This window comes from Candidatus Zixiibacteriota bacterium (assembly GCA_035574315.1).
Lineage (GTDB): Bacteria > Desulfobacterota > Binatia > UBA9968 > UBA9968 > DATLYW01.
The window spans coordinates 1-17671 of record DATLYW010000037.1; the positions used below are offsets into that span (position 1 = coordinate 1).

Sequence of the window (17671 nt, forward strand, 5' to 3'; positions counted from 1 at the left end):
GGGCCGGGCGAGGCCCCGCCCGCCTCCATCAGCGGAGCTTGAACACTTCCTTCCAGACCTTTTCGTACTTCGTGTACTGCTTGAGGTCCTCGACGCCGACGGCGTAGATCACCTTGGGGCGGATGGGGTCTCTGGGCTCCACCTTCGGGTGCGCCGGGGTCCGCCCGCCCTTGGAGTAGACGGTCTGCCCTTCGACCGAGGCGGCCCAGCGGTTGAACAGCCAGGCGGTGTTCGGGTGCGGGGCATCCTTCATGACCGCGACCGCGATGATGCCCGCCGCCCCTTCCGTCAGCATGTAGTCCACGGGCGCTCCCTTTCGCTTGCGCCCCGGATAATGGTGCGAGTAGCAGGTAAAGCACGCCGCCGCCTGGCCCGCGACCAGGAATTCCGCGAGCTGCGAGTGGCCCCTGTGGAACTCGACGTTGTTATCGGCGATCCTGGCCAGCACCGCGCGCGCCTTCTCCAGGCTCTTGTGCTTGTGCGTGAGCGCGATCAGGATCTCGTAGTCGCGCGGCTCGGCGATCAGCCGGCCCTTCCAGCGGGGGTGGGCGAAATCGTCCAGGCTCTTGGGCTCCTCGTCCTTCTTGACCAGGTTGGTGTTCCAGGCGCCGACGAAGAAGATCAGGTTGTTCGCCGTCCAGAAGGACCCCCTGAGGTTGTCGGGGTAGTCGGCGGCCTCGGGAGGAGTTTTCTCGAGGATCAGTCCCTGGGCCTGGACCTTGTTGATGTCTTCGAGGCCGAACTCGAGGACGTCCGCGATCGTCCGGCCGCCCCGGGCCTCCGCGATGGCCCGCGCCGAGAGCTTGTCCGACGTGGCGTCGACATGATTGATCTTGATTCCCGGAAAGCGCTTTTCGAAAACCGGATAGATCTTCTCGGCGTTGATCTGCGCGAGCGAGCAGTAACAGTTGAGCACCCCGCCTTCCTTGAGCGCCTTCTTGTACAGCTCGTCGATGGTCTCGGCGGGCGCGGACGCGGCGAGCGCGGCGCGGACGCCGAGGGTCGCAAAAAGGAACAGCACTCCACTGGCTTTAGCGAACATCGGGCGACCTCCTTCCGTTTTCTTGTTCATCCCTGGCTATTTCCTGGCTCACTTCATGGCGCGCTACGGCCGTCCCCGCAGGTCCGGGCTCATGCCGAGAAACTCCGCGACCAGGCGCGAATACTGGTCGTAGCCGCCGGCGGCGGAGAATCCGACCACGATCCGGACGGTCTTGCCCCGGTAGAAGTCCGCGACCGTTCTTTCGTCGAAACGCCGCGCCGCGCCGTCCGTTTCGGCGCTGGGGAGCATGCCGCATGCCGCGGTCGAGGGCCAGAAAGAGCGCAAGACCGACCCGAACGCCGTTACCCGTTGCATGGTTGCTGCCTCCGTATACGAATTTGGTCGGAGAAACAAGAGGTCATTTCATTTTCCCGCCGGATCCTCCCTCCAGCGGCCTCGCCCGGTTCCCGCGAGCCTCCAAAGTTTTAGACGCGGTCGGCGAACGCCGATTCATCGGTCCCGCGGGCTCCCACTGGATGGCGAGAAAGGCACGGGCGGCGGGGCCTGCGGGAGAATTCCGCCAGCGCATATCACAAACCGGACGAAAATAAAGCCCTCCGGCGACCGCGGGCTCGTTTCCTCACCCGTCGCCGACGGCCGCCGCAGCAATGCCCCGAGAAACATGACGGGAATCCGCCTTGACGGATGCGAAAGCGAAGTGCTACTTTCGGCCCGTTTCGACGGCCCGCTCGACGGAACAGCGGCACGTCCGAAGAGATCAAGGGGGACATCATGCCGAAGCGCATCATGAAGGCGGTCGTTGCACTCGGGTTGGCTCTGGGCATACCTGCCGCTGGCCTGGCCCAGGAAAAGTTGCGGCTGGCGTGGGCGGGCTTCAGCCCGACCAACAGCCCGATCTGGGTGATCGAGGAGCGAAAGCTCCTGCAGAAGCAGGGCGTTCAGCCCGAGATCATCGCCATCAGCAACAGCCCCACCGTTCTTCAGGCGCTGCTTGCCGGCGAGATCGACGCGGCCAGCATCTCGGTGACGACGCTTACCAGCTCCCGGCTCCAGGGAGCCGATACCGTGATGATCGTCGGCGTGGTGCCGACTTTCGTCGATCACATCGTGTCGCTGTCGAGCATCACGAAGGTCGAGCAGCTCAAGGGGAAAGTGGGCGGCGTCAACCGGCTGGGAAGCACCTCGGACCTCGGGCTGCGGCTCGCTCTGCGGCGGCTCGGCGTCGATCCGGAGAAGGACGTCAGGATCCTTCCCGTGGGGGGAAACCCCGAGCGGTTCGCGGCCTTGTCCAAGGGGCTCACGCAGTTCACGATCATGCCCGAGCCTTTTCTGACGCAGGCGGAGCAGCTCGGCTTTCGCAACCTCTACAACGTGGCCGACCTCAAGATTCCATTCTGGTGGAACGGGATTCTGAGCCGCGAAGCGATCGTCAAGGCAAAGCGGCCGCTGCTGCTCAAGCTCACGCGCGCCATGATCGAAGCGATCCACATCATCAAGACCGAAAAGGAGTACGCAAAGAAGCTGTTCAAGAAAAATCTCGGGGTGGGCGACCCCGAGGGTCTGGAGCGCGCTTACCAGGACTATTCGAGGGTCTTTCCAGAAGCCCCCTACCCGACCCCGGAGGGCGTAAAGACCATGCTGGACGATCTGGCGCCGCGCAATCCCAAAGCCTCGGCGGCCGATCCCAGGGCTTTCGTCGATCCCAGCCTGGTCAAGGAATTCGAGGCCTCCGGGTTCATCAAGCAGCTCTACAAGAAATAGCCGAGGATCGACGGACCCGGCGCGCGCTTGCCGGGCGCTCCTTGCCCGTCCGCGGCACGCGTGCTAGCCAGTTAGTCAGCAGTGAGCGGGCGCCGCCGCTCCGCGGTATGGCTTGAACGCAGCCCGGCGGCTGAACGGTGGAGCCGCCTGAACACTTCAGTCGATTGAACGCGCGCGGTCCCTGCGACCGGGATATATGGTCCGCATTCTGAACATCGACGAGCCCATCGAGCAATAAACCCGGAGGATCTATGCAAGTCATTTCTGTTTTGTTCGCGGCCGCCGTCTGCCTGGCGGGCGCCTTTTTCGGCGGACAGGGATCGTCGGAGGCCCAGGAACGGTTGCGAATCGCGTGGGCGGGAGACAGCCCCGCCAACAGCCCGATCTGGGTCGTGCAGGAGAAAGGGCTGCTCAAGAAGCACGGCCTGCACGGCGAGGTGATCCGGATCACCAACAGCCCCACGGCGGTGCAGGCTCTGCTCGCCGGCGAGCTGGACGTGATCGTCACCTCGGTGACGACGCTTGTCAGCTCGCGCCTCGCCGGAGCGGACATCGTCATGATTCTGGGGATGGTCCCCACCTTCGTCGACCACATCATTTCCATTCCCTCCATCGAACGCGTGGAGCAGCTCAAAGGGAGGACGGGCGGCGTCAACCGTCTCGGCAGCACTTCCGATCTCGGGCTTCGGCTCGCGCTGAGGAGGCTCGGCGTGGACCCGGAAAAGGACGTCAAGATCATTACCGCGGGCGGTAATCCGGAAAGGTTCGCCGCGCTGTCCAAAGGAGTCGTGCAGTTTTCGATCATGCCCGAGCCTTTCGTGCGGGAGGCGGAAAAGCTCGGCTTCCGCGACCTGCTGGACATCGGCTCGTTGAAGATCCCCTTCTGGTGGAATGCGGTGCTCACCAAGGAAAGCACGGCCCGGGCCCGCCGGCCCGTCATGCTGCGCTTCGCGCGCGCCATGATCGAGGCGGTCCACTCGATCAAGACCGAAAAGGAAAGCAGCAAGGCGATCTTCAGCAAGAACCTGCGGCTGACCGACCCCGAGGGGCTGGAGCGCGCCTATCGAGCCTACAACGCGGTCTTTCCCGAAAACCTGCTGCCGACGCCGGAGGGCGTGAAGACGTTGCTCGAGGATCTGGCGCCGCGAAATCCCAAGGCCGCGACCGCCGATCCGAAGACGTTCGTCGATCCCAGCCTGATCCGGGAAATCGAGGGGGCGGGCTTCATCAAGCAGCTTTACAGGAGAAATTAATAATAAGGAGCTCGCCGTTCGCAGACATCCGTCGAAAGCGGGCCGGGAGCGGCCGGCCCTGCCGCGCGCGGGATACGCAATGGCGATCGACAGGGAGTGCGAGGGGCGGCCCCAGCGCAGCGGCGACGAAGGGTTGCCGCTTAGAAGGTTCGGAAACGGTTGAGGGGAGGTCCAGATGGCCGACGAAACCGAAGAGCATCCGATGCTCCGCCCGGGACGGGGCAGGCTTCAGGGCAAGGTGGCGCTGATCACGGGCGCCAACAGCGGGATCGGGCGCGCGACGGCGCGTTTGTTCGCAAGAGAGGGCGCCCGCGTGCTTTGCTGCGACATTCAGGAGGAGATCGCGCCACGCGTCGACGAGCTGATCGAGCGCGAGGGCGGCCAGGCCGTGTTCATGCGCGCCGACGTCACGCGGCAGGAGGATTGCGACCGGATGGTCGCCGCGGCGCTGGAGACCTTCGGCGACCTCGACATCCTGTACAACAACGCGGGCGGCGGGATCCGAAAGAAGCTCCACGAGCATACCGACGAAGAGTGGAGCTTCATTCTCAACCTCAACCTCAACGCCATGTTTCGCGGCGCCCGGGCGGCGCTCCCGCATTTCATCCGCAAGCGCAGCGGCAACATCGTGACAACGGCATCGACCTTCGGCCTGCTCGCCTCGCCCGATTATCCCGGCTATTGCGCGACCAAGGCGGCGATCATCAACCTCACGCGGCAGATGGCGCTGGACTACGGTCCGTACGGCATTCGCGTCAATTGCGTCTGTCCGGGAGCCGTGGAGACGCCTCGATTCCGCGGCTTTCCGCCGCGGCGAACGCTCGACGGCATGACCGAAGAGCAAAGGGAGAGGCTCGGCAGCAGCAACAAGGCGCTGCTCCGCATGGGGCGGCCCGAAGAAATCGCCTACGGCGTGCTGTTCCTCGTTTCCGACGAAGCTTCGTTCGTCACGGGCCACGCTTTGGTGATCGACGGCGGACAGACGATCGACGCGTAGATCTTCGCGCGCGCAGCGATCGCGGCGGGAGTCGACGGCGGGAGTCCGCGCAGCCTGTCGGAAAAGGCTTCCGCCCGGCGCCGATCGAGCTCCAGGGGCTGCGTGTCGTGCCCGGTGATCCTTCACGCTCGGCGAGGTCCCGGCGGCCGCTCAAAAAACGTTCGCGCTGTTCGACGGCTTCACTCCGTCGGCCTTCAGGGCTCTCGTTGCACTTTGGCGCGCAGCCTTTCCAGGAACTGCTCCGGGAAAGGCTCCGCTCTCAGCTCCTGCGCTCGTTTGGCTTTGGTCCAGGCCTCTTCGTATCTCTGCTGGGCGTAAAGCGAGATCGCCCATTCGCGCCAGCTCATGCCCAGGCCGGGATCGGCCTCGGCGCTTTCCGTAAAGCGCTGGTTGGCGGCGACGAAGTGGCGCGCCCGCTCGAGCTGCCGGTCCTCCCCCAGGCGCACGGCGTACTCCGAATGGAGCGCTCCGAGATCGGCCAGCAATCTTGCCCGCTGCTTCGGGTCGTCGATCAGCTCGCGCGCCCGCTCGAGCTGATCGATCGCTTCCCGCACCTTGCCGCGCTCGTTCAGGACGGCGCCCTCGCCCCAGTAGGCCTGATAGTTGCCGGGGTTGAGGATGCGGCTCTGGCGAAACCGCTCCATGGCGGCGTCGAGGGCGCCGCGGCGAAACGCGTCCCATCCCAGGCCCGCCAGGGCCCGGCTGGCGGCGGCGCGGCTGCCGTACTGGAGCACGGCGCCACGGATGAGCGCGTCGTCGTCGCGTTTGGCCTCTTCCGCCTCGCGGGGGCCGGCCTGCGGCGCTGCGGCGGGAGCGACCTGCGCGGCCCCGGCGTTCGACCAGAGCGCCAGGGCGATCACCCCGGGAATGATTTTACGCTGGACAAGGAGCATCGTACCCGGCAGAAGAGCTGCGATCGGGACCCGATCATAGCACACCGTCGCGAATTGGCCAGATCGGCGCGCGGAGCTTGACAGTTTTTCCGCTTCGAGTCTATGGTTGCCGCAGCTTCGAGCGAGGGAAACGACATGATCGACGGGCTCAAGGACAAGGTTGCGATCGTCACCGGCGGCGGGCACGGCATCGGGCGGGCCTACTGTCTCGGCTTCGGCCGTGCGGGGGCGCGGGTGGTGGTGGCGGACATCGACGGCCCGGCCGCGACCAGGGTCGCAAAGGAGGTCGGCGGCGAAACCGGAGCGTCGGCGGTCGCGGTCACGGTCGACGTCTCCGACGAAGGCTCGACGCAGGCGATGGCGCGCAGGGCCCTGGAGGAATTCGGCCGCATCGACATCCTGGTCAACAACGCCGCTGTCTTCGCGACGATTCCGATGAACCGCGGCGGCATCGAGTCGATCGATCCCGCCGAGTGGGACCGCATGATGGCCGTCAATCTGAAAGGGCTGTTTTTCTGCTGCCGCGCCGTGCTCCCCGCGATGCGGAAGCAGAAAGCGGGCAAGATCATCAACATCTCCTCCGGCACCGCTCTGAACGGCAGCCCGGGCAGGATCCACTACGTGGCTTCCAAGGCCGGCGTGATCGGCTTTACCCGCACGCTCGCCCGCGAGGTCGGCGACGACAACATCAACGTTAACGCGGTGGCTCCGGGATCGACGCTGTCCGAGGAAAATCCGACCGAGGAGATCATCAAGTACCGTCAGGCCCGTTTGGGCGACCGCGCCCTGAAGCGCGTGCAGGTGCCGCAGGATCTGGTCGGCACGGTCCTGTTCCTGGCCTCGCCGCTCAGCGACTTCATGACCGGCCAGACGCTCTCGGTCGACGGCGGAGTCGTGTTCCTGTAACGGTTCCGCCCGGCCCGCCCCCATGCCTTACGAGCACCGCACGGTTTTCGTCGGCGACATCAAGACTCATTTCCTCGAGGCGGGAAGCGGCCAGCCGCTCGTGCTCCTCCACGGCGGGGAGTACGGCGCCTCCGCCGAGATCACGTGGCGCGCCAACATCGATTTCCTCGCGCGCCGCTTTCGCGTGATCGCCCCGGACATGCTCGGCTGGGGCGGGACCGACAAGATCTACAGCTTTTCCGATCCGGCGGGTTTTCGCATCAGGCATCTCAAGCGGCTTCTCGAGACCCTCGGGGTCGAGGGGGCGTTCTTCGTCGGCAGCTCGAGCGGCGGGGGAACGATTCTGCGCGCCGCGGTCATGGAGCCGCCACCCTTCCAGATCCTGAAAATGGTCACGATCTGCGGCAACGCCAGCGTCTTCAAGACCAACTTCCAGGCGGACCTGGAGAACTACGTCCCGTCGCTCGAGAACATGAGGAAGATCGTCGCCCTGCTCTACCACGACCCGAAATGGCAGACTCCGGAGAACGTCGAGGAGCGGTACCAAAGCTCCATCGTCCCCGGGGCGTGGGAGGCGCTCTCCGCGGCGCGGCTCCGAAGCCCCGTGCATCAGCCGCGCTCGACCGTGGAAGAGTTCGTGCGCAGCCTTTCCCGGCTGCGGACCCCGCTCCTGATCATGTCCTGCGAGCACGACCCGCTCAACCAGCCGGACTGGGACGTGCGCTTCCAGGAGATCGTTCCCGGGTCGAAAGTGCACCGGTTCAGGAACTCCGCGCACGAGCCCCAGATCGAGGAGACCGAGGAGTTCCACCGCGTGCTGCTCGATTTCCTGGAGGGATAGAATCGGGCGCGGAGGCGAGGCCGCCGCCGCCCGGGCTCAGCGTTTCGGATCCAGGAAACCCAGGCGCTCCGCCATCGGCGTCTGCGGAAAGACCCAACCGCACTTCTTGCAGGTCCTCACCCGGGGGTCGGCGTTGAAGGCCTGGTAGATGCGGGAGACCTGCGCCGCGATATTCCCTTGCGTTACGGTTTCGGCGAGGACCTCCTCGTCGCAGCGCTCGCAGAACCACTGGAAGCGTTCGCTTTCGTCGTCTCGCCGCTTGCGCTCGATGACGAGGCCCCAGGTGTTGTCCGGGCGCCGGGGCGAGTGGGCCAGGCCGGACGGGCACAAAAAGACCTCTCCCTCCCGGATCGTGACGACTTCCCGCGCCCGGCCGGAGGGCTTGAGGTGCAGCTCGATGTCTCCTTCGATCTGGTAGAAGAACTCCTCCCCGGATTCGACGTGGAAGTCGAGCCGCGTGTTCGGCCCCCTGAGGATCATCACGATGAAGTCGCTATAATGCGCCAGGACGCGGTTGGTCCTGGCCGGCGGATCGAAGAGCGCGCGGTTCTCCGCCACCCAGCGCTTGAGATGGACCGGCGAAAGAAGATCCATGCGGGCCTCGCTTTTTCCGGCTCAGCGAGCGAGTTTCTCGCACTCGCGGGCCACTCCGTCGGTAAGAGCCCACCAGATCCCGAGGCCCTTGCGCAGCGCCCTCAGCACCCGGACCTGGAGCTCGTGGGTGGTCGCGAAGCGCTCCACCAGCTCGTAGCCTATGTTGCTGTGCCCGGTGTCCGCCTCGCCGTGCTCGGCGAAGAACTCGATGTCGCGCTCCGCGAGACCGTAGTGGTTCTTGAAGGCGCGGAAGAAACGGCCGCCGGTCAGCTGGTTGGAGAATTCGTTGCAGCAGTTGGTCGAGGCCACCTGCTCGAGGATATGCGGGCTCCTGAGCGCGATGTCGAGCCAGCCCGTCCGCGCCAGGACCGTCGTCGGCAGGAAGTCCTCTTCCCGCTCGCGGCGCTCCAGCTCGGCGGCCGGGATGCCGATGCTCTCGCCGAAACGCAGGAACAGCGCCCGATGGCCGGGAACCGGACGCGGGCTCCCCTCGAAGTACTGATAACCGACTTCGGAATGGATGACGTCGACGAACTTCTTGTGAATCTCCGGATCGTGAATGCCGGAAAGCTGGCAGCGGACGAGCTTCGCCGTGTTGATCGCAACGTTGCAAGCAAATATCCCCCAGGCCTCCCTGGCCCACACGCGGATCGCCTCCAGGGGAAGCTTGCCGTCGTAGAGAGCCAGGTAGAAAGGATGGTGCAGCCGGGCGTGGCCCTGCTTGACCTCGTTGATCAGGAGCTGGCAGAACTCCTTCGGAGGCAGTGGCCTGCCGTTCGATAACGCCTGTGCGGACATGAAGCACCTCGGAATCCCCGCCGCCGGCGCGGCCGGCGGGACAGCTCACGATCGATTTTTCCTCCTGTCGAACCCGAACTTGTGAGCGTTGCAGGCAACCTCGACGCGGTTGCCGTCCGGGTCGAGAAACGCGATTGAGCGGTTGCCCGCCACCTCCAGGTCCTCGGGCCCGCTCACGATGGCGACCTTACGCCTCCTGAGAAGGGGCTCCAGGGCGTCCACCTCCCCCGGACTCTTCACGTAGATGCAGAAGTGGTGCAGCTTGGGCACTCCCCCACCCGCCGGGTGGCTGGCTCCCGGCGGCAGCTCCATCAAGGCGATGTCGTGATGCTCGCGCCCGAAGCTCAGAAACGTCATCCGGGTGCGCCGGTTGCGGGCGGAAACCTTCATGCCGAGCACCGCTCGATAAAACCGCTCGGACCGCTTGAGGTCGCGCACGTTGAAAACGATGTGCCCCAGCGTCGCGCCCTTCACCCCCATTGCAAGCCGCTACTAAACAACGCCCCCTTTCTTCTGTCAAGCGGGCGCGCTGTTGACAGCAGCCGGTGCAAGCTTGTATTTGGCTATGCAGCCGCCGGCGGCGGAAAAGAGGTGCCCCACGCGATGAAGCACGCTTCGGCTCTGGCCTGGACGCTCGCGGTCCTGCTGCTGCCGCTCCCCGCGGCCTCCCAGGATCCCATTCCCTTCGTTCCCTCGCCGATGATCGTGGTCGAGAGGATGCTCGAGCTCGCCGAGGTCAAGAAGGACGACGTGGTATACGATCTGGGAAGCGGAGACGGCCGCATCCTGATCACGGCGGCGAAGAAATACGGCGCGCGCGGCGTGGGAATCGACATGAACCCCGACCTGGTCCGGGAGGCGACTCGCAAGGCGAAAGAAGCAGGCGTGGGCCACCTGGTGGAGTTTCGCGCCGGCGACGCTCTGGCTGTCGATCTGTCGGAGGCGACCGTGGTGACGCTGTACATGTTCAAATGGTTCAACAACGCGATACGACCCAAGCTGCAGAAGCTCCGGCCGGGCGCAAGGGTCGTCGCGCACGATTTCGACATCGACGACTGGCCGCCGACCCGGGTGGTTTACGTCAATCCGGGCGACGATCCTTCCGGGGAGCTGTACGACTCGCGCACGCTTTTTCTGTGGAAGATCGGCGCAACGCCTCCGGCGGTCCCCTGAGCGGACGGAGGAACCAAGATGGCGGATCTCGACCGGCTGAAAAGCGAGCTCGATCACATGGCGAACGCTCAATTCGAGAGCCCGGAGTTCCGGCGCCTCTTCTCGGTCCGGCTCACGCCGGAGCGGGCGCGCTTTTACATCATCCACAACGCGCTCTACACGAAGAATCGCAGGGACTGCTGGGGCTTCGTTCTCGGCGCGGCCCCGCTCGACGTGAAAAAGCTGATCTGGAAGCACGAGGAGGACGAGCTCATCAGCGACCGGCGCGAAGGGCTCGACCACTACACGCTGGTCGTGCGTCAGGCGGCGAGCGTCGGCGTCAGCGCGGAGGAAATCGAGCGGGCCGAGCCGATTCCGGGCGCGCGCGCCGCGCATTACGCCTGGCTGTTTCTGGCGAAGGACCGCCCCTGGCTTCAGGCTTTCACCAGCTCCACGATGCTCGAGAGGCGGAACAACGGGCGGATCGTCAAGGGCGGCGGCCTTTCGGCGCGCATCGCGCGGAAGTGGGTCGAGGAGCTGGGAATCCCTCTGGAAGAGGCGCCGTCCTCGAAAGTGCACTCGGTCGCGGACGTGGAGCACTCCGACATGATGTGGGGGGTGTTCGAGAAGCACGCGCGGACCGACGAAGCGCAGCGCGAGGTGCTGGCAGCCGCCCGCGAATGCATGGAGATCGATCGCGCCTACCGCGGCGCGCTCGCCGCCGCGATGGAGGCGATCGGTTGACCCGGGGCTCGCCTCCGGCAATCCGGCGTTTCAGCCCTCCCGCCCGAACAGGCAGTAGAGATAGCTTTGCGCGACCCCGGCGGGCGTGCGGTGAACCTCCCGAACGTGGCGCTCGAGCTCGAGTTCGGAGCCCATTTCTCCTTTCAGCTCGTCCGCCCCGTAACGCCGCACCGGCAGGCCGCTGCAAACGGGCGCCGCATCCGGGTGGGTGAGACAGTGGAACACGGCCCGGTCGTGCCACAGCGCGTAATAGCCGGCCGGCAGGTCCATCGCCGTAATGTCGCCCTCCAGCCATGTAACCGCGTCGGCCCTCTCTCCCAGCCGGGCTTTCGCCAGGGCGAGCGCTTTCGCCGACAGATCGACGACCGTGACGGCGCTGTAGCTGGCTTGCCGCAGATCGTCGACGAGCGTCGAGGCGCCGCCGCCGACGTCGATGATGGGGGCGGAAGAATCGAGGCCCAGCTCTCGGATCCAGCCGAGCGAGGTCTGCAGATGCGGCTCATACCAGCCGAGCTTTTCCGGCGCCGTATTCTCGTAGAGGCGTTCCCAGTGCGCTTTCGTGCTCATTGCGACCGCGCGCGAAGGCAGGGCCTGACGCAGTCTCAAGAGGAGCGCGCCTGGACGAGCGCTTCGCGGATCGCGTCCGATTCGAGCCCCAGCTCCAGGGTCTCGATCAGCTCCTCGTAGCGCGCGGGAGGGATCAGCGCCCTGAACTCGGGCTCGAAGACGTGATAGGCGGGCAGCTCGAGCGCGATTCCGGCGAGCGGCCCGGCGTAGGTCGGATCGCCGCGCGTCACGGTTTCGAACTGGATCAGCGCGGCGTCCGGGGTCGGCGCCCCGAGAAGCACCGCCAGCGCCTCACGCCCGTGCTCTTCGGCGAGCTGCTTGATTCGACCTTGAACCTCAAGGTCCACCGCTCCGGCGGCGGTTCAAACGAAGCACTGAGTGTTCGAGTAGACCACGTCCGCGCCCAGGCCGTCGATCGCCTGCTCGATCGTGTGGGCGGGCACCCCGTCCCGCTCGCCCAGGATGATGAGTTTCTTCCCGCGAAGCTCCATGTTCACTCTTCTCTCCCGCGAAGCCTCAGGGATGCCGCTCCAGCAGAACCGACATCCCGTCGCTCAGCTGCGTCATCTGTCCCAAAAACAGGCTCGCCCGCGCAAAGAGCAGGCAACGCCGGAGGCTCCCTCGGGTCAGCCCCCGCAGGGCGTGCGGCACGTAGCACAGGGCGGAGGCGATGTGGCCCTGCGTTGGCGCATATCCCGGCAGCCCTTTCTGTTCCACGAACGGCGCGATTTCGCTCCGGGCAATCTTCCCCGCCTTGGCCAGCACCGCGCCGAGCATCCGGTAATTGCGTTCGGCGACATCCCCGCCGTTGGCCGGGATCGTTACCTCGGGATTATGCAGCTCCGTGACAAACTTATCAATCGCCGACGGCTCGAGGCCGAGCCGTTCGAGCGGCTCGAGGACGAGATTCCTGAGCTGCTGATCGAGTGAAGCGCCCGCGGATACCGGATGGCGGCCGACCGAGTCGAGGTTGACCACGGGGCTGTGGCCGTCGTCGCGGCCGATCCAGACGGCGACCGCGGCCTGCACGTCTTCGAGCACCGGCATCTGCTTGTCCAGATGGTAGAGGAACTTCATGCCGAGCTTGGGCAGCGACGAGCCGCCGGCAACGACCACGTTTTGCGCGACCCCGGCCTGCACCAGCGCCGCGGCAGTGACGATCGCGGGAATCGGCGCGGCGCAGAAGTCCTTGATGTCGAATCCCGAAGCCTTCTCGCAACCGGCGAGTTCCGCGATCGCCTTGGCAAGATTCCCCCCTCCGCGCTGGTAGCGGTCGCCGACCGCCTCTTCTGAGCAGCCGAGCACGAGGTCAACCTCGCTTTTCCCGAGCCGGCCGTCGCCCGTGAACAGGCCGTTGACCGCGAGCGCGGCCGAGACCTTGCCGCAGAGGTTCTCGAGCAGGACCGAGGCGGAAAGCGACGCGTCCTCGGGGTGCCCGTCGGCGATCCAGCCTACCGGATCGGGGCTCGCGCCCGCAAAGAGCGGGAGGCCGCCGCCGCTCTCGATCCTGGCTCTCAGCGTGGCCGCATCGGCGAGGGGGGGCTCCGAGGCGGGAAAGTCCCCGCGAATCATCGCCTCTGCGGGCGTCGCCGCCAGGTCCCCCCAGAAGCGATCGAGAAGGCAAACGTGCTTGAAAGGGTCGGCGAGCGCGAGCAGCGCGAGAAAGCGGGCCTCGTCGACCATCTCGCCGAAGGCCTCCTCCCGCGGCTCCTCGCTGCGGCGAAACCACGGGCGCGGAGTCTCGCGCAGCGCGTCGGCGCCTCGGGCCCCCACGAACACCAGGTTGGGAAGATAGCTCTGCGCCTCCCGCGGGGAGCGAAGCCTTCGGTAAAGCTCTTCCAGCTTCGCCGGCTTCGCCGCGATCTCGCGCGCCGGCTTCGAGCCGTAACGCACCATCCCAGGCGTATGGATGAGGACGGTGCTTGCCGCCCTGACGACGGGGGTTGCGCTCGACATCTGCTCAGTTGCTCCTGCCGCTTCGCGGCGGCTCGATCGTTCGCAAGCTCAAAAGTGCAATGTAAAGGAACTCTGTACTAATACGCTTTGCAAATCCATTTTTCCCCGCCCCAGTTGTCCACGCCGCCGACGATCATGTCGCGCGCGTCCAGCGTCAAACGACCTCGGGCGTCCGCCACGGGCGCGCCGGGATAGCTCAGGATGCGGACCTCTTCGTACGGCCCCACGACCCTCTCCGCCTCGTCCAGCTCGAGCCAGCGGTCGCGGCTGCCCGTGCTCACCGTGGCGTCCGCCTCCGGCAGGTAGAAGAGCAGCGGCGAGTCGATGCCGTCCTTGCCGCCGTACTCGTAGGTCACCAGAACGGTCCTGATGCCAAGTCGCTCGCACGCGCGCAACGTCAGCATGACGTCGACGAAGGCGTTGCCCGAACCCAGCCACGCTACCAGGGCGCCATCCGCGCCGGTCGCGGCGGCGAGCTGGGCGGCGTTGTGCGCGATCACTTCCTTGCCGTGAAACGTTTCGTAGCGAATGCGCTGCAGGATCATCCCGGCGAAATTCAACCGGCGGCCGTGCTCGCGGCAGAGCCGCAGCATCAGCGGATGGTTCTGCCAGTCCCACGTGACCGGAAAATAGGCGATGCAGCGCGTCGCGTTGACGGCGACGGCGCCGTCGAGCAGCTCGTTGGGATGGACCAGCGTGGCGAGCGACTCCCGTATCGGCATGCCGTAATAGCTCACCCCCGAATGCGGGTTGTGGTCGTCGGTCAGGCAACCCTGGATCAGGGCGACGTTCGGCAAACCGGCGCGCCGCTCGGACAGGTCGAAGATCTCGACGCCCGCCGGCTTTGCCCCGATCGTCGCTTCCGCGAGTCGGCGTGCGACCTCGAGCTCCGCCCGCTGAATCGCCGCGTGGGCGTCCAGCTCGGAAAGCCTCTCGCGCAGCCGCATGATGAGCACCAGGTGAAGCAGCCGCCCGAATTTCGAGCTCTCGGCCCCCGGCCCCCACATATCGAGTAGCGCACTTCGCTGTACGCCGAGCCCGGCCCTCACGGTCCCCTCGTAAGCCGCGGCGGCGGTTACCGCCATTCCCGAAAGGCGGTGCGTTCGGCCCGCGCCCACGCCCTCCACCGGCCCCAGGATGCCCGGGAAGACCTGCCCGCTTCCTGAAACCTTCACGCGCGGCTCGACGACGTCGCGGATGCCGGTGATCCGGACCCGTTCGCCGGGGCGGACCACAGCCAGAGAAGCCCGCTCGAGGCGCTCGTCGCCGAGCAGCGTGCTTTCCAGAGCGCCTTCGTCGATCTCCAGGACGCCGGCGGCGTAATGGAATCGCTTTCCGCGGCGGATTTCGTGAACGGGGTAGTCGGCCAGCTCGAGTCGCATGTTTTTTGCAGGTTCGAGGTTCCCGGTTCGAGGTTCGAGATTCGAGATTCGAAGCCCTCGGGCTCGGAACACCGGGTCTACCGCTGACCGGGGGCCTCCCCGGCGGCGCCTGGCGAAAAGATCGTCGGCCTGTCCACCGGAGCTTCGAGCGCGGAAAGCGCCGTCCGGACGATTTGCAGGCGCAGACGCGCGTCGAGTTCGGCCGGCAGGCTCGGATCGCCGCACGGATGAGGGATGCTCACCCCCTTCACGATTCGGTTGGCTCTCACCTGTTCGGCGACGGGATACATGGCGGTGACCATCGCCACCGGAAGGCCCTCTCTTTCGAGCTCTTTGCTGATCACAGCGCCGCTGCGAGTGCAGGTCCCTCAGGTGGCGACCAGGAGAACGCCTTCGACGCCGTCCCTTTTCATGTCGGCGGCGATCTCCCGCCCGACCCGGCGCATGACGGACGGCGAGCCCTGGTTTCCCGGGATAACGTAATAGGCGGGATAGAGCTTTCCCGGCCCGATCGCGCCCTCGGCCTCGAGCGCGCGCAGCGCGTCGAGCGGCATGCCGTAGTGGGGATTGCCGTTCATGTAGACGACGTTGTATCCGCCGTGAATCGCTTCCCATTTGCCGCTTTCGAGCGCCTTGAGCTCGGCGAAGCTGTACTTCCGCCAGTGCGTGTTGCGATAGGTCTTGAAGCGATCCGGATTGCCCCATGGAACCACGCCGCTCGTGGTGATCACGGCGATCTTCCGGTCCCGGAGGCGCTCGAGCGGCGGCGCGGGTGGTGTCTCTTCCCATGCCTCGACCGGGATCTCGGTCGCGAACGGCTTTCCGGCGAGCTTGGCGAGCAGCATTTCGACGGCGCGTTCCGCCCCGGTGCAGTCGGTCGTTTCGAGCCGGCGGATGCCGCGCGGGATATAGCCCTCCTCGGCCGCCGGACCGATTGCCTCCCCTCGCCCGAGGCGGAGCGCGAGCCGCGCCATCGCTTTCAGTGCCTCCGTCATTCCCGCCGCCGTTTCGGCCGTGCGGAGGCAGAAAAGGCGCGGGTTGGCGAATTCCCGATAGGTCGCAACCGCCGGATTCTCCTCGTGCACGGCGGTCACGCAGGGGATTTGCAACGCCGCCGAAACCGCGTTGCCGATCTCGACGCAGCTCACGCCGTAGCGGCCCGCGTTGAAGGCCGGCCCGGCGACGACGACGTGCGGCCCGAGCGAGCGGACCGCCTCCACGATCGCCGCAAGCGCCTCGTCTCGATGCTCATGAAAGTAGTTGTCGCCATAGTAGATCGTGCAGAGGATTTCAGCCCCGCCCGTGAGCTGCCCCTGAAGACCCCGGGCCGCGCCCGCGGCGCCTTCGAGCTTTCCGACGGGCAGGTCCGCCTTCGCTTCGCCGCCGATCCCGGCAAAGAACTGATTGACGACGTGGACCACGTGGATCATCGCTGCCCTCCCCCGGTAAACGCCCGGGAGTCGTCGTTGTTTCCTCTCGCTCCCGGCCTCATGGATAGCACGTTCCGCTCTTTTTCAGTAGGCCCGGCAGGTCCAGGACTCCGTCCCCCAGTTGTCCACGCCGCCGACGACCATGTCGCGCGCGTCCAGCGTCAGCTCGCCGAGCGCGGCGACCACCGGCGCCCCCGGGTAGCTCAGGATCGAAAATCTCTCGTAAGGACCCACCACCCGATCGGGCGAAGGCAGCTCGAGCCAGCGATCCCGGCTGCCGGTGCTGACGATCGCATCCGCCTCCGGGACGTAGTACAAGAGCGGTGAATCGACGCCGTCCCTGCCCCCGAACTCGTAGGTCACGAGGACCGTTCGAATCCCCAGCCGCTCGCACGCGCGGAGGGTCAGCATCAAATCGACGAAGGCGTTCCCCGAGCCGATCCAGGCGATCAGCGCGCCATCGGCGCCGAGGGCGGCGGCCAACCGGGACGCGTTGTGGGCGGCCACTTCCTTGGCGTGAAAAGTGTCGAACTGGATCCGTTCCAGGACGACGCCGAGAAAATTCAGCGACCTTCCGTGGTGGCGGTACAACTCGCGGGCCAGGGCGTGATTCTGCCAATCCCAGGTGACGGGAAAGTGGCCGACGGCGCGGGTCGCGGCGATCGTGACGGCGCCATCGAAAAGCTCGTTGGGATGGACGAATGTCGCGAGCGAGTCGCGGATCGGAAGCCCGTAGTAGCTCACTCCCGAGTGCGGGTTGTGGCTGTCGGTGAGACAACCCTGGATCAACGCCACCTTGGGCAGCCCCGGCCGCCGCTCGTCGAGCGTCAGAGTCTCGACCCTCGGCGGCTTCAGTCCGAGCGTGGTTCCGGCAAGGCGCCGGGCGACCTTGAACGCCGCGCCCTGGATCGCCGCGTGCGCCTGCAGCTCGGAGAGACCCTCGCGGAGCTTCATGATTACGACGAGTCCCGAGAGGCGGCTGAAGCGCGACGCCTCCGCTCCCGGCCCCCAGAAATCGAGAATTGCGCTCCGCTGCACGCCGAGGCCGGCCCGAACGATGCCCTCGTACTCGGCCGCGGCGACCACCGCCATGCCGGACAAGCGGTGCGTCCGCCCGCGACCCACCGCCGCGACCGGGCCGAGCGTGCCGGGAAACACCTCCCCACCGCCCGATGCCTTCACTCTCGGTTCGACGAGGTCGCGAATTCCGGTCACGCGGACCTTCTCTCCCGGGTGAACGACCGCAAGAGAGACGTCCTCGAGCCGCTCGTCCTGCCTCGTCAGCTCGAGCAGCTCCCGCTCGGCGACTTCGAGGGTCTCGCCGCAGTAATGAAACCTGTCGCCCAGGCGAATCCGCTTTACGGGAAAATCGGCCAGCTCGAGCAGCACGGGGC

The 17671-nt window shown here is 66.2% G+C and carries 19 protein-coding genes; 7 read left to right on the plus strand and 12 right to left on the minus strand.

Translation table 11 applies throughout. The annotated features are described in order from the left end of the window. Positions 1-28: 28 nt before the first annotated feature. Together VNN77_12680 and VNN77_12685 are read right to left on the minus strand one after the other, a co-directional pair. Entirely contained in the window at positions 29-1042 is a 1014-nt protein-coding gene (locus VNN77_12680) for an ABC transporter substrate-binding protein (GenBank protein ID HXG52243.1), read from the minus strand. A gap of 63 nt (positions 1043-1105) precedes the next feature. Further along, complete coding sequence (locus tag VNN77_12685; GenBank protein HXG52244.1) at positions 1106-1357, minus strand: hypothetical protein; 252 nt, start codon at positions 1355-1357, stop codon at positions 1106-1108. Positions 1358-1774: 417 nt separating this feature from the next. On the opposite strand from VNN77_12685, the gene VNN77_12690 reads away from it, so the two are divergent. The 3 genes from VNN77_12690 to VNN77_12700 all read left to right on the plus strand — a co-directional run bounded on the left by VNN77_12690 (position 1775) and on the right by VNN77_12700 (position 5014). Beyond that, positions 1775-2764, plus strand: coding sequence for an ABC transporter substrate-binding protein (locus tag VNN77_12690; GenBank protein ID HXG52245.1), 990 nt, complete (start codon positions 1775-1777; stop codon positions 2762-2764). Positions 2765-3015: 251 nt separating this feature from the next. Then, positions 3016-4017, plus strand: a complete 1002-nt coding sequence (locus VNN77_12695) for an ABC transporter substrate-binding protein (GenBank protein ID HXG52246.1) — start codon at positions 3016-3018, stop codon at positions 4015-4017. 175 nt (positions 4018-4192) lie between these two features. Further along, positions 4193-5014, plus strand: coding sequence for an SDR family oxidoreductase (locus VNN77_12700; protein ID HXG52247.1), 822 nt, complete (start codon positions 4193-4195; stop codon positions 5012-5014). 194 nt (positions 5015-5208) lie between these two features. Here VNN77_12700 and VNN77_12705 read toward each other — a convergent pair whose 3' ends face one another. Continuing rightward, a complete protein-coding gene (locus VNN77_12705; GenBank protein HXG52248.1) occupies positions 5209-5907 on the minus strand; it encodes a hypothetical protein in 699 nt (232 codons plus the stop codon). A 135-nt stretch (positions 5908-6042) separates the two neighbouring features. On the opposite strand from VNN77_12705, the gene VNN77_12710 reads away from it, so the two are divergent. Together VNN77_12710 and VNN77_12715 are read left to right on the plus strand one after the other, a co-directional pair. Next, positions 6043-6813 (plus strand): 3-oxoacyl-ACP reductase family protein, encoded by a 771-nt coding sequence (locus VNN77_12710; GenBank protein HXG52249.1) that lies wholly within the window; start codon positions 6043-6045, stop codon positions 6811-6813. Positions 6814-6835: 22 nt separating this feature from the next. Continuing rightward, positions 6836-7654 (plus strand): alpha/beta hydrolase, encoded by an 819-nt coding sequence (locus VNN77_12715; protein HXG52250.1) that lies wholly within the window; start codon positions 6836-6838, stop codon positions 7652-7654. A 36-nt stretch (positions 7655-7690) separates the two neighbouring features. Here the strand turns inward: VNN77_12715 and nbaC are convergent, their stop codons facing one another. From nbaC to VNN77_12730, 3 genes are read right to left on the minus strand one after another with little or no spacing between them, the layout of a single operon-like run. Continuing rightward, positions 7691-8248, minus strand: coding sequence for a 3-hydroxyanthranilate 3,4-dioxygenase (gene nbaC / locus VNN77_12720; GenBank protein HXG52251.1), 558 nt, complete (start codon positions 8246-8248; stop codon positions 7691-7693). A 21-nt stretch (positions 8249-8269) separates the two neighbouring features. After that, positions 8270-9046 carry an iron-containing redox enzyme family protein gene (locus tag VNN77_12725; protein ID HXG52252.1) on the minus strand — a complete coding sequence of 259 codons (777 nt, stop codon included), beginning with the start codon at positions 9044-9046 and terminating at the stop codon, positions 8270-8272. Between the two features lie 45 nt (positions 9047-9091). Continuing rightward, a complete protein-coding gene (locus tag VNN77_12730; protein HXG52253.1) occupies positions 9092-9526 on the minus strand; it encodes a VOC family protein in 435 nt (144 codons plus the stop codon). 123 nt (positions 9527-9649) lie between these two features. Here VNN77_12730 and VNN77_12735 point away from each other — a divergent pair, with 123 nt between their 5' ends. Continuing rightward, positions 9650-10219: a class I SAM-dependent methyltransferase gene (locus tag VNN77_12735; GenBank protein ID HXG52254.1), complete on the plus strand. Its 570-nt coding sequence runs from the start codon at positions 9650-9652 to the stop codon at positions 10217-10219. Between the two features lie 18 nt (positions 10220-10237). Continuing rightward, on the plus strand, positions 10238-10942 hold the full coding sequence (locus tag VNN77_12740) for an iron-containing redox enzyme family protein (GenBank protein ID HXG52255.1): 705 nt from the start codon (positions 10238-10240) through the stop codon (positions 10940-10942). A 30-nt stretch (positions 10943-10972) separates the two neighbouring features. On the opposite strand, the gene VNN77_12745 is transcribed toward VNN77_12740, so the two are convergent. The 6 genes from VNN77_12745 to VNN77_12770 form a co-directional block, all read right to left on the minus strand. After that, positions 10973-11509: a class I SAM-dependent methyltransferase gene (locus tag VNN77_12745; protein ID HXG52256.1), complete on the minus strand. Its 537-nt coding sequence runs from the start codon at positions 11507-11509 to the stop codon at positions 10973-10975. 35 nt (positions 11510-11544) lie between these two features. Continuing rightward, entirely contained in the window at positions 11545-12000 is a 456-nt protein-coding gene (grdA, locus tag VNN77_12750; GenBank protein HXG52257.1) for a glycine/sarcosine/betaine reductase complex selenoprotein A, read from the minus strand. Between the two features lie 25 nt (positions 12001-12025). Beyond that, positions 12026-13465, minus strand: coding sequence for a glycine/sarcosine/betaine reductase complex component C subunit beta (grdC, locus tag VNN77_12755; GenBank protein HXG52258.1), 1440 nt, complete (start codon positions 13463-13465; stop codon positions 12026-12028). A 77-nt stretch (positions 13466-13542) separates the two neighbouring features. After that, positions 13543-14847 carry a glycine/sarcosine/betaine reductase component B subunit gene (locus tag VNN77_12760; GenBank protein HXG52259.1) on the minus strand — a complete coding sequence of 435 codons (1305 nt, stop codon included), beginning with the start codon at positions 14845-14847 and terminating at the stop codon, positions 13543-13545. 77 nt (positions 14848-14924) lie between these two features. Further along, positions 14925-16277, minus strand: a complete 1353-nt coding sequence (locus tag VNN77_12765; GenBank protein HXG52260.1) for a glycine/betaine/sarcosine/D-proline family reductase selenoprotein B — start codon at positions 16275-16277, stop codon at positions 14925-14927. 84 nt (positions 16278-16361) lie between these two features. After that, complete coding sequence (locus VNN77_12770; protein HXG52261.1) at positions 16362-17666, minus strand: glycine/sarcosine/betaine reductase component B subunit; 1305 nt, start codon at positions 17664-17666, stop codon at positions 16362-16364. Positions 17667-17671 lie beyond the last annotated feature (5 nt).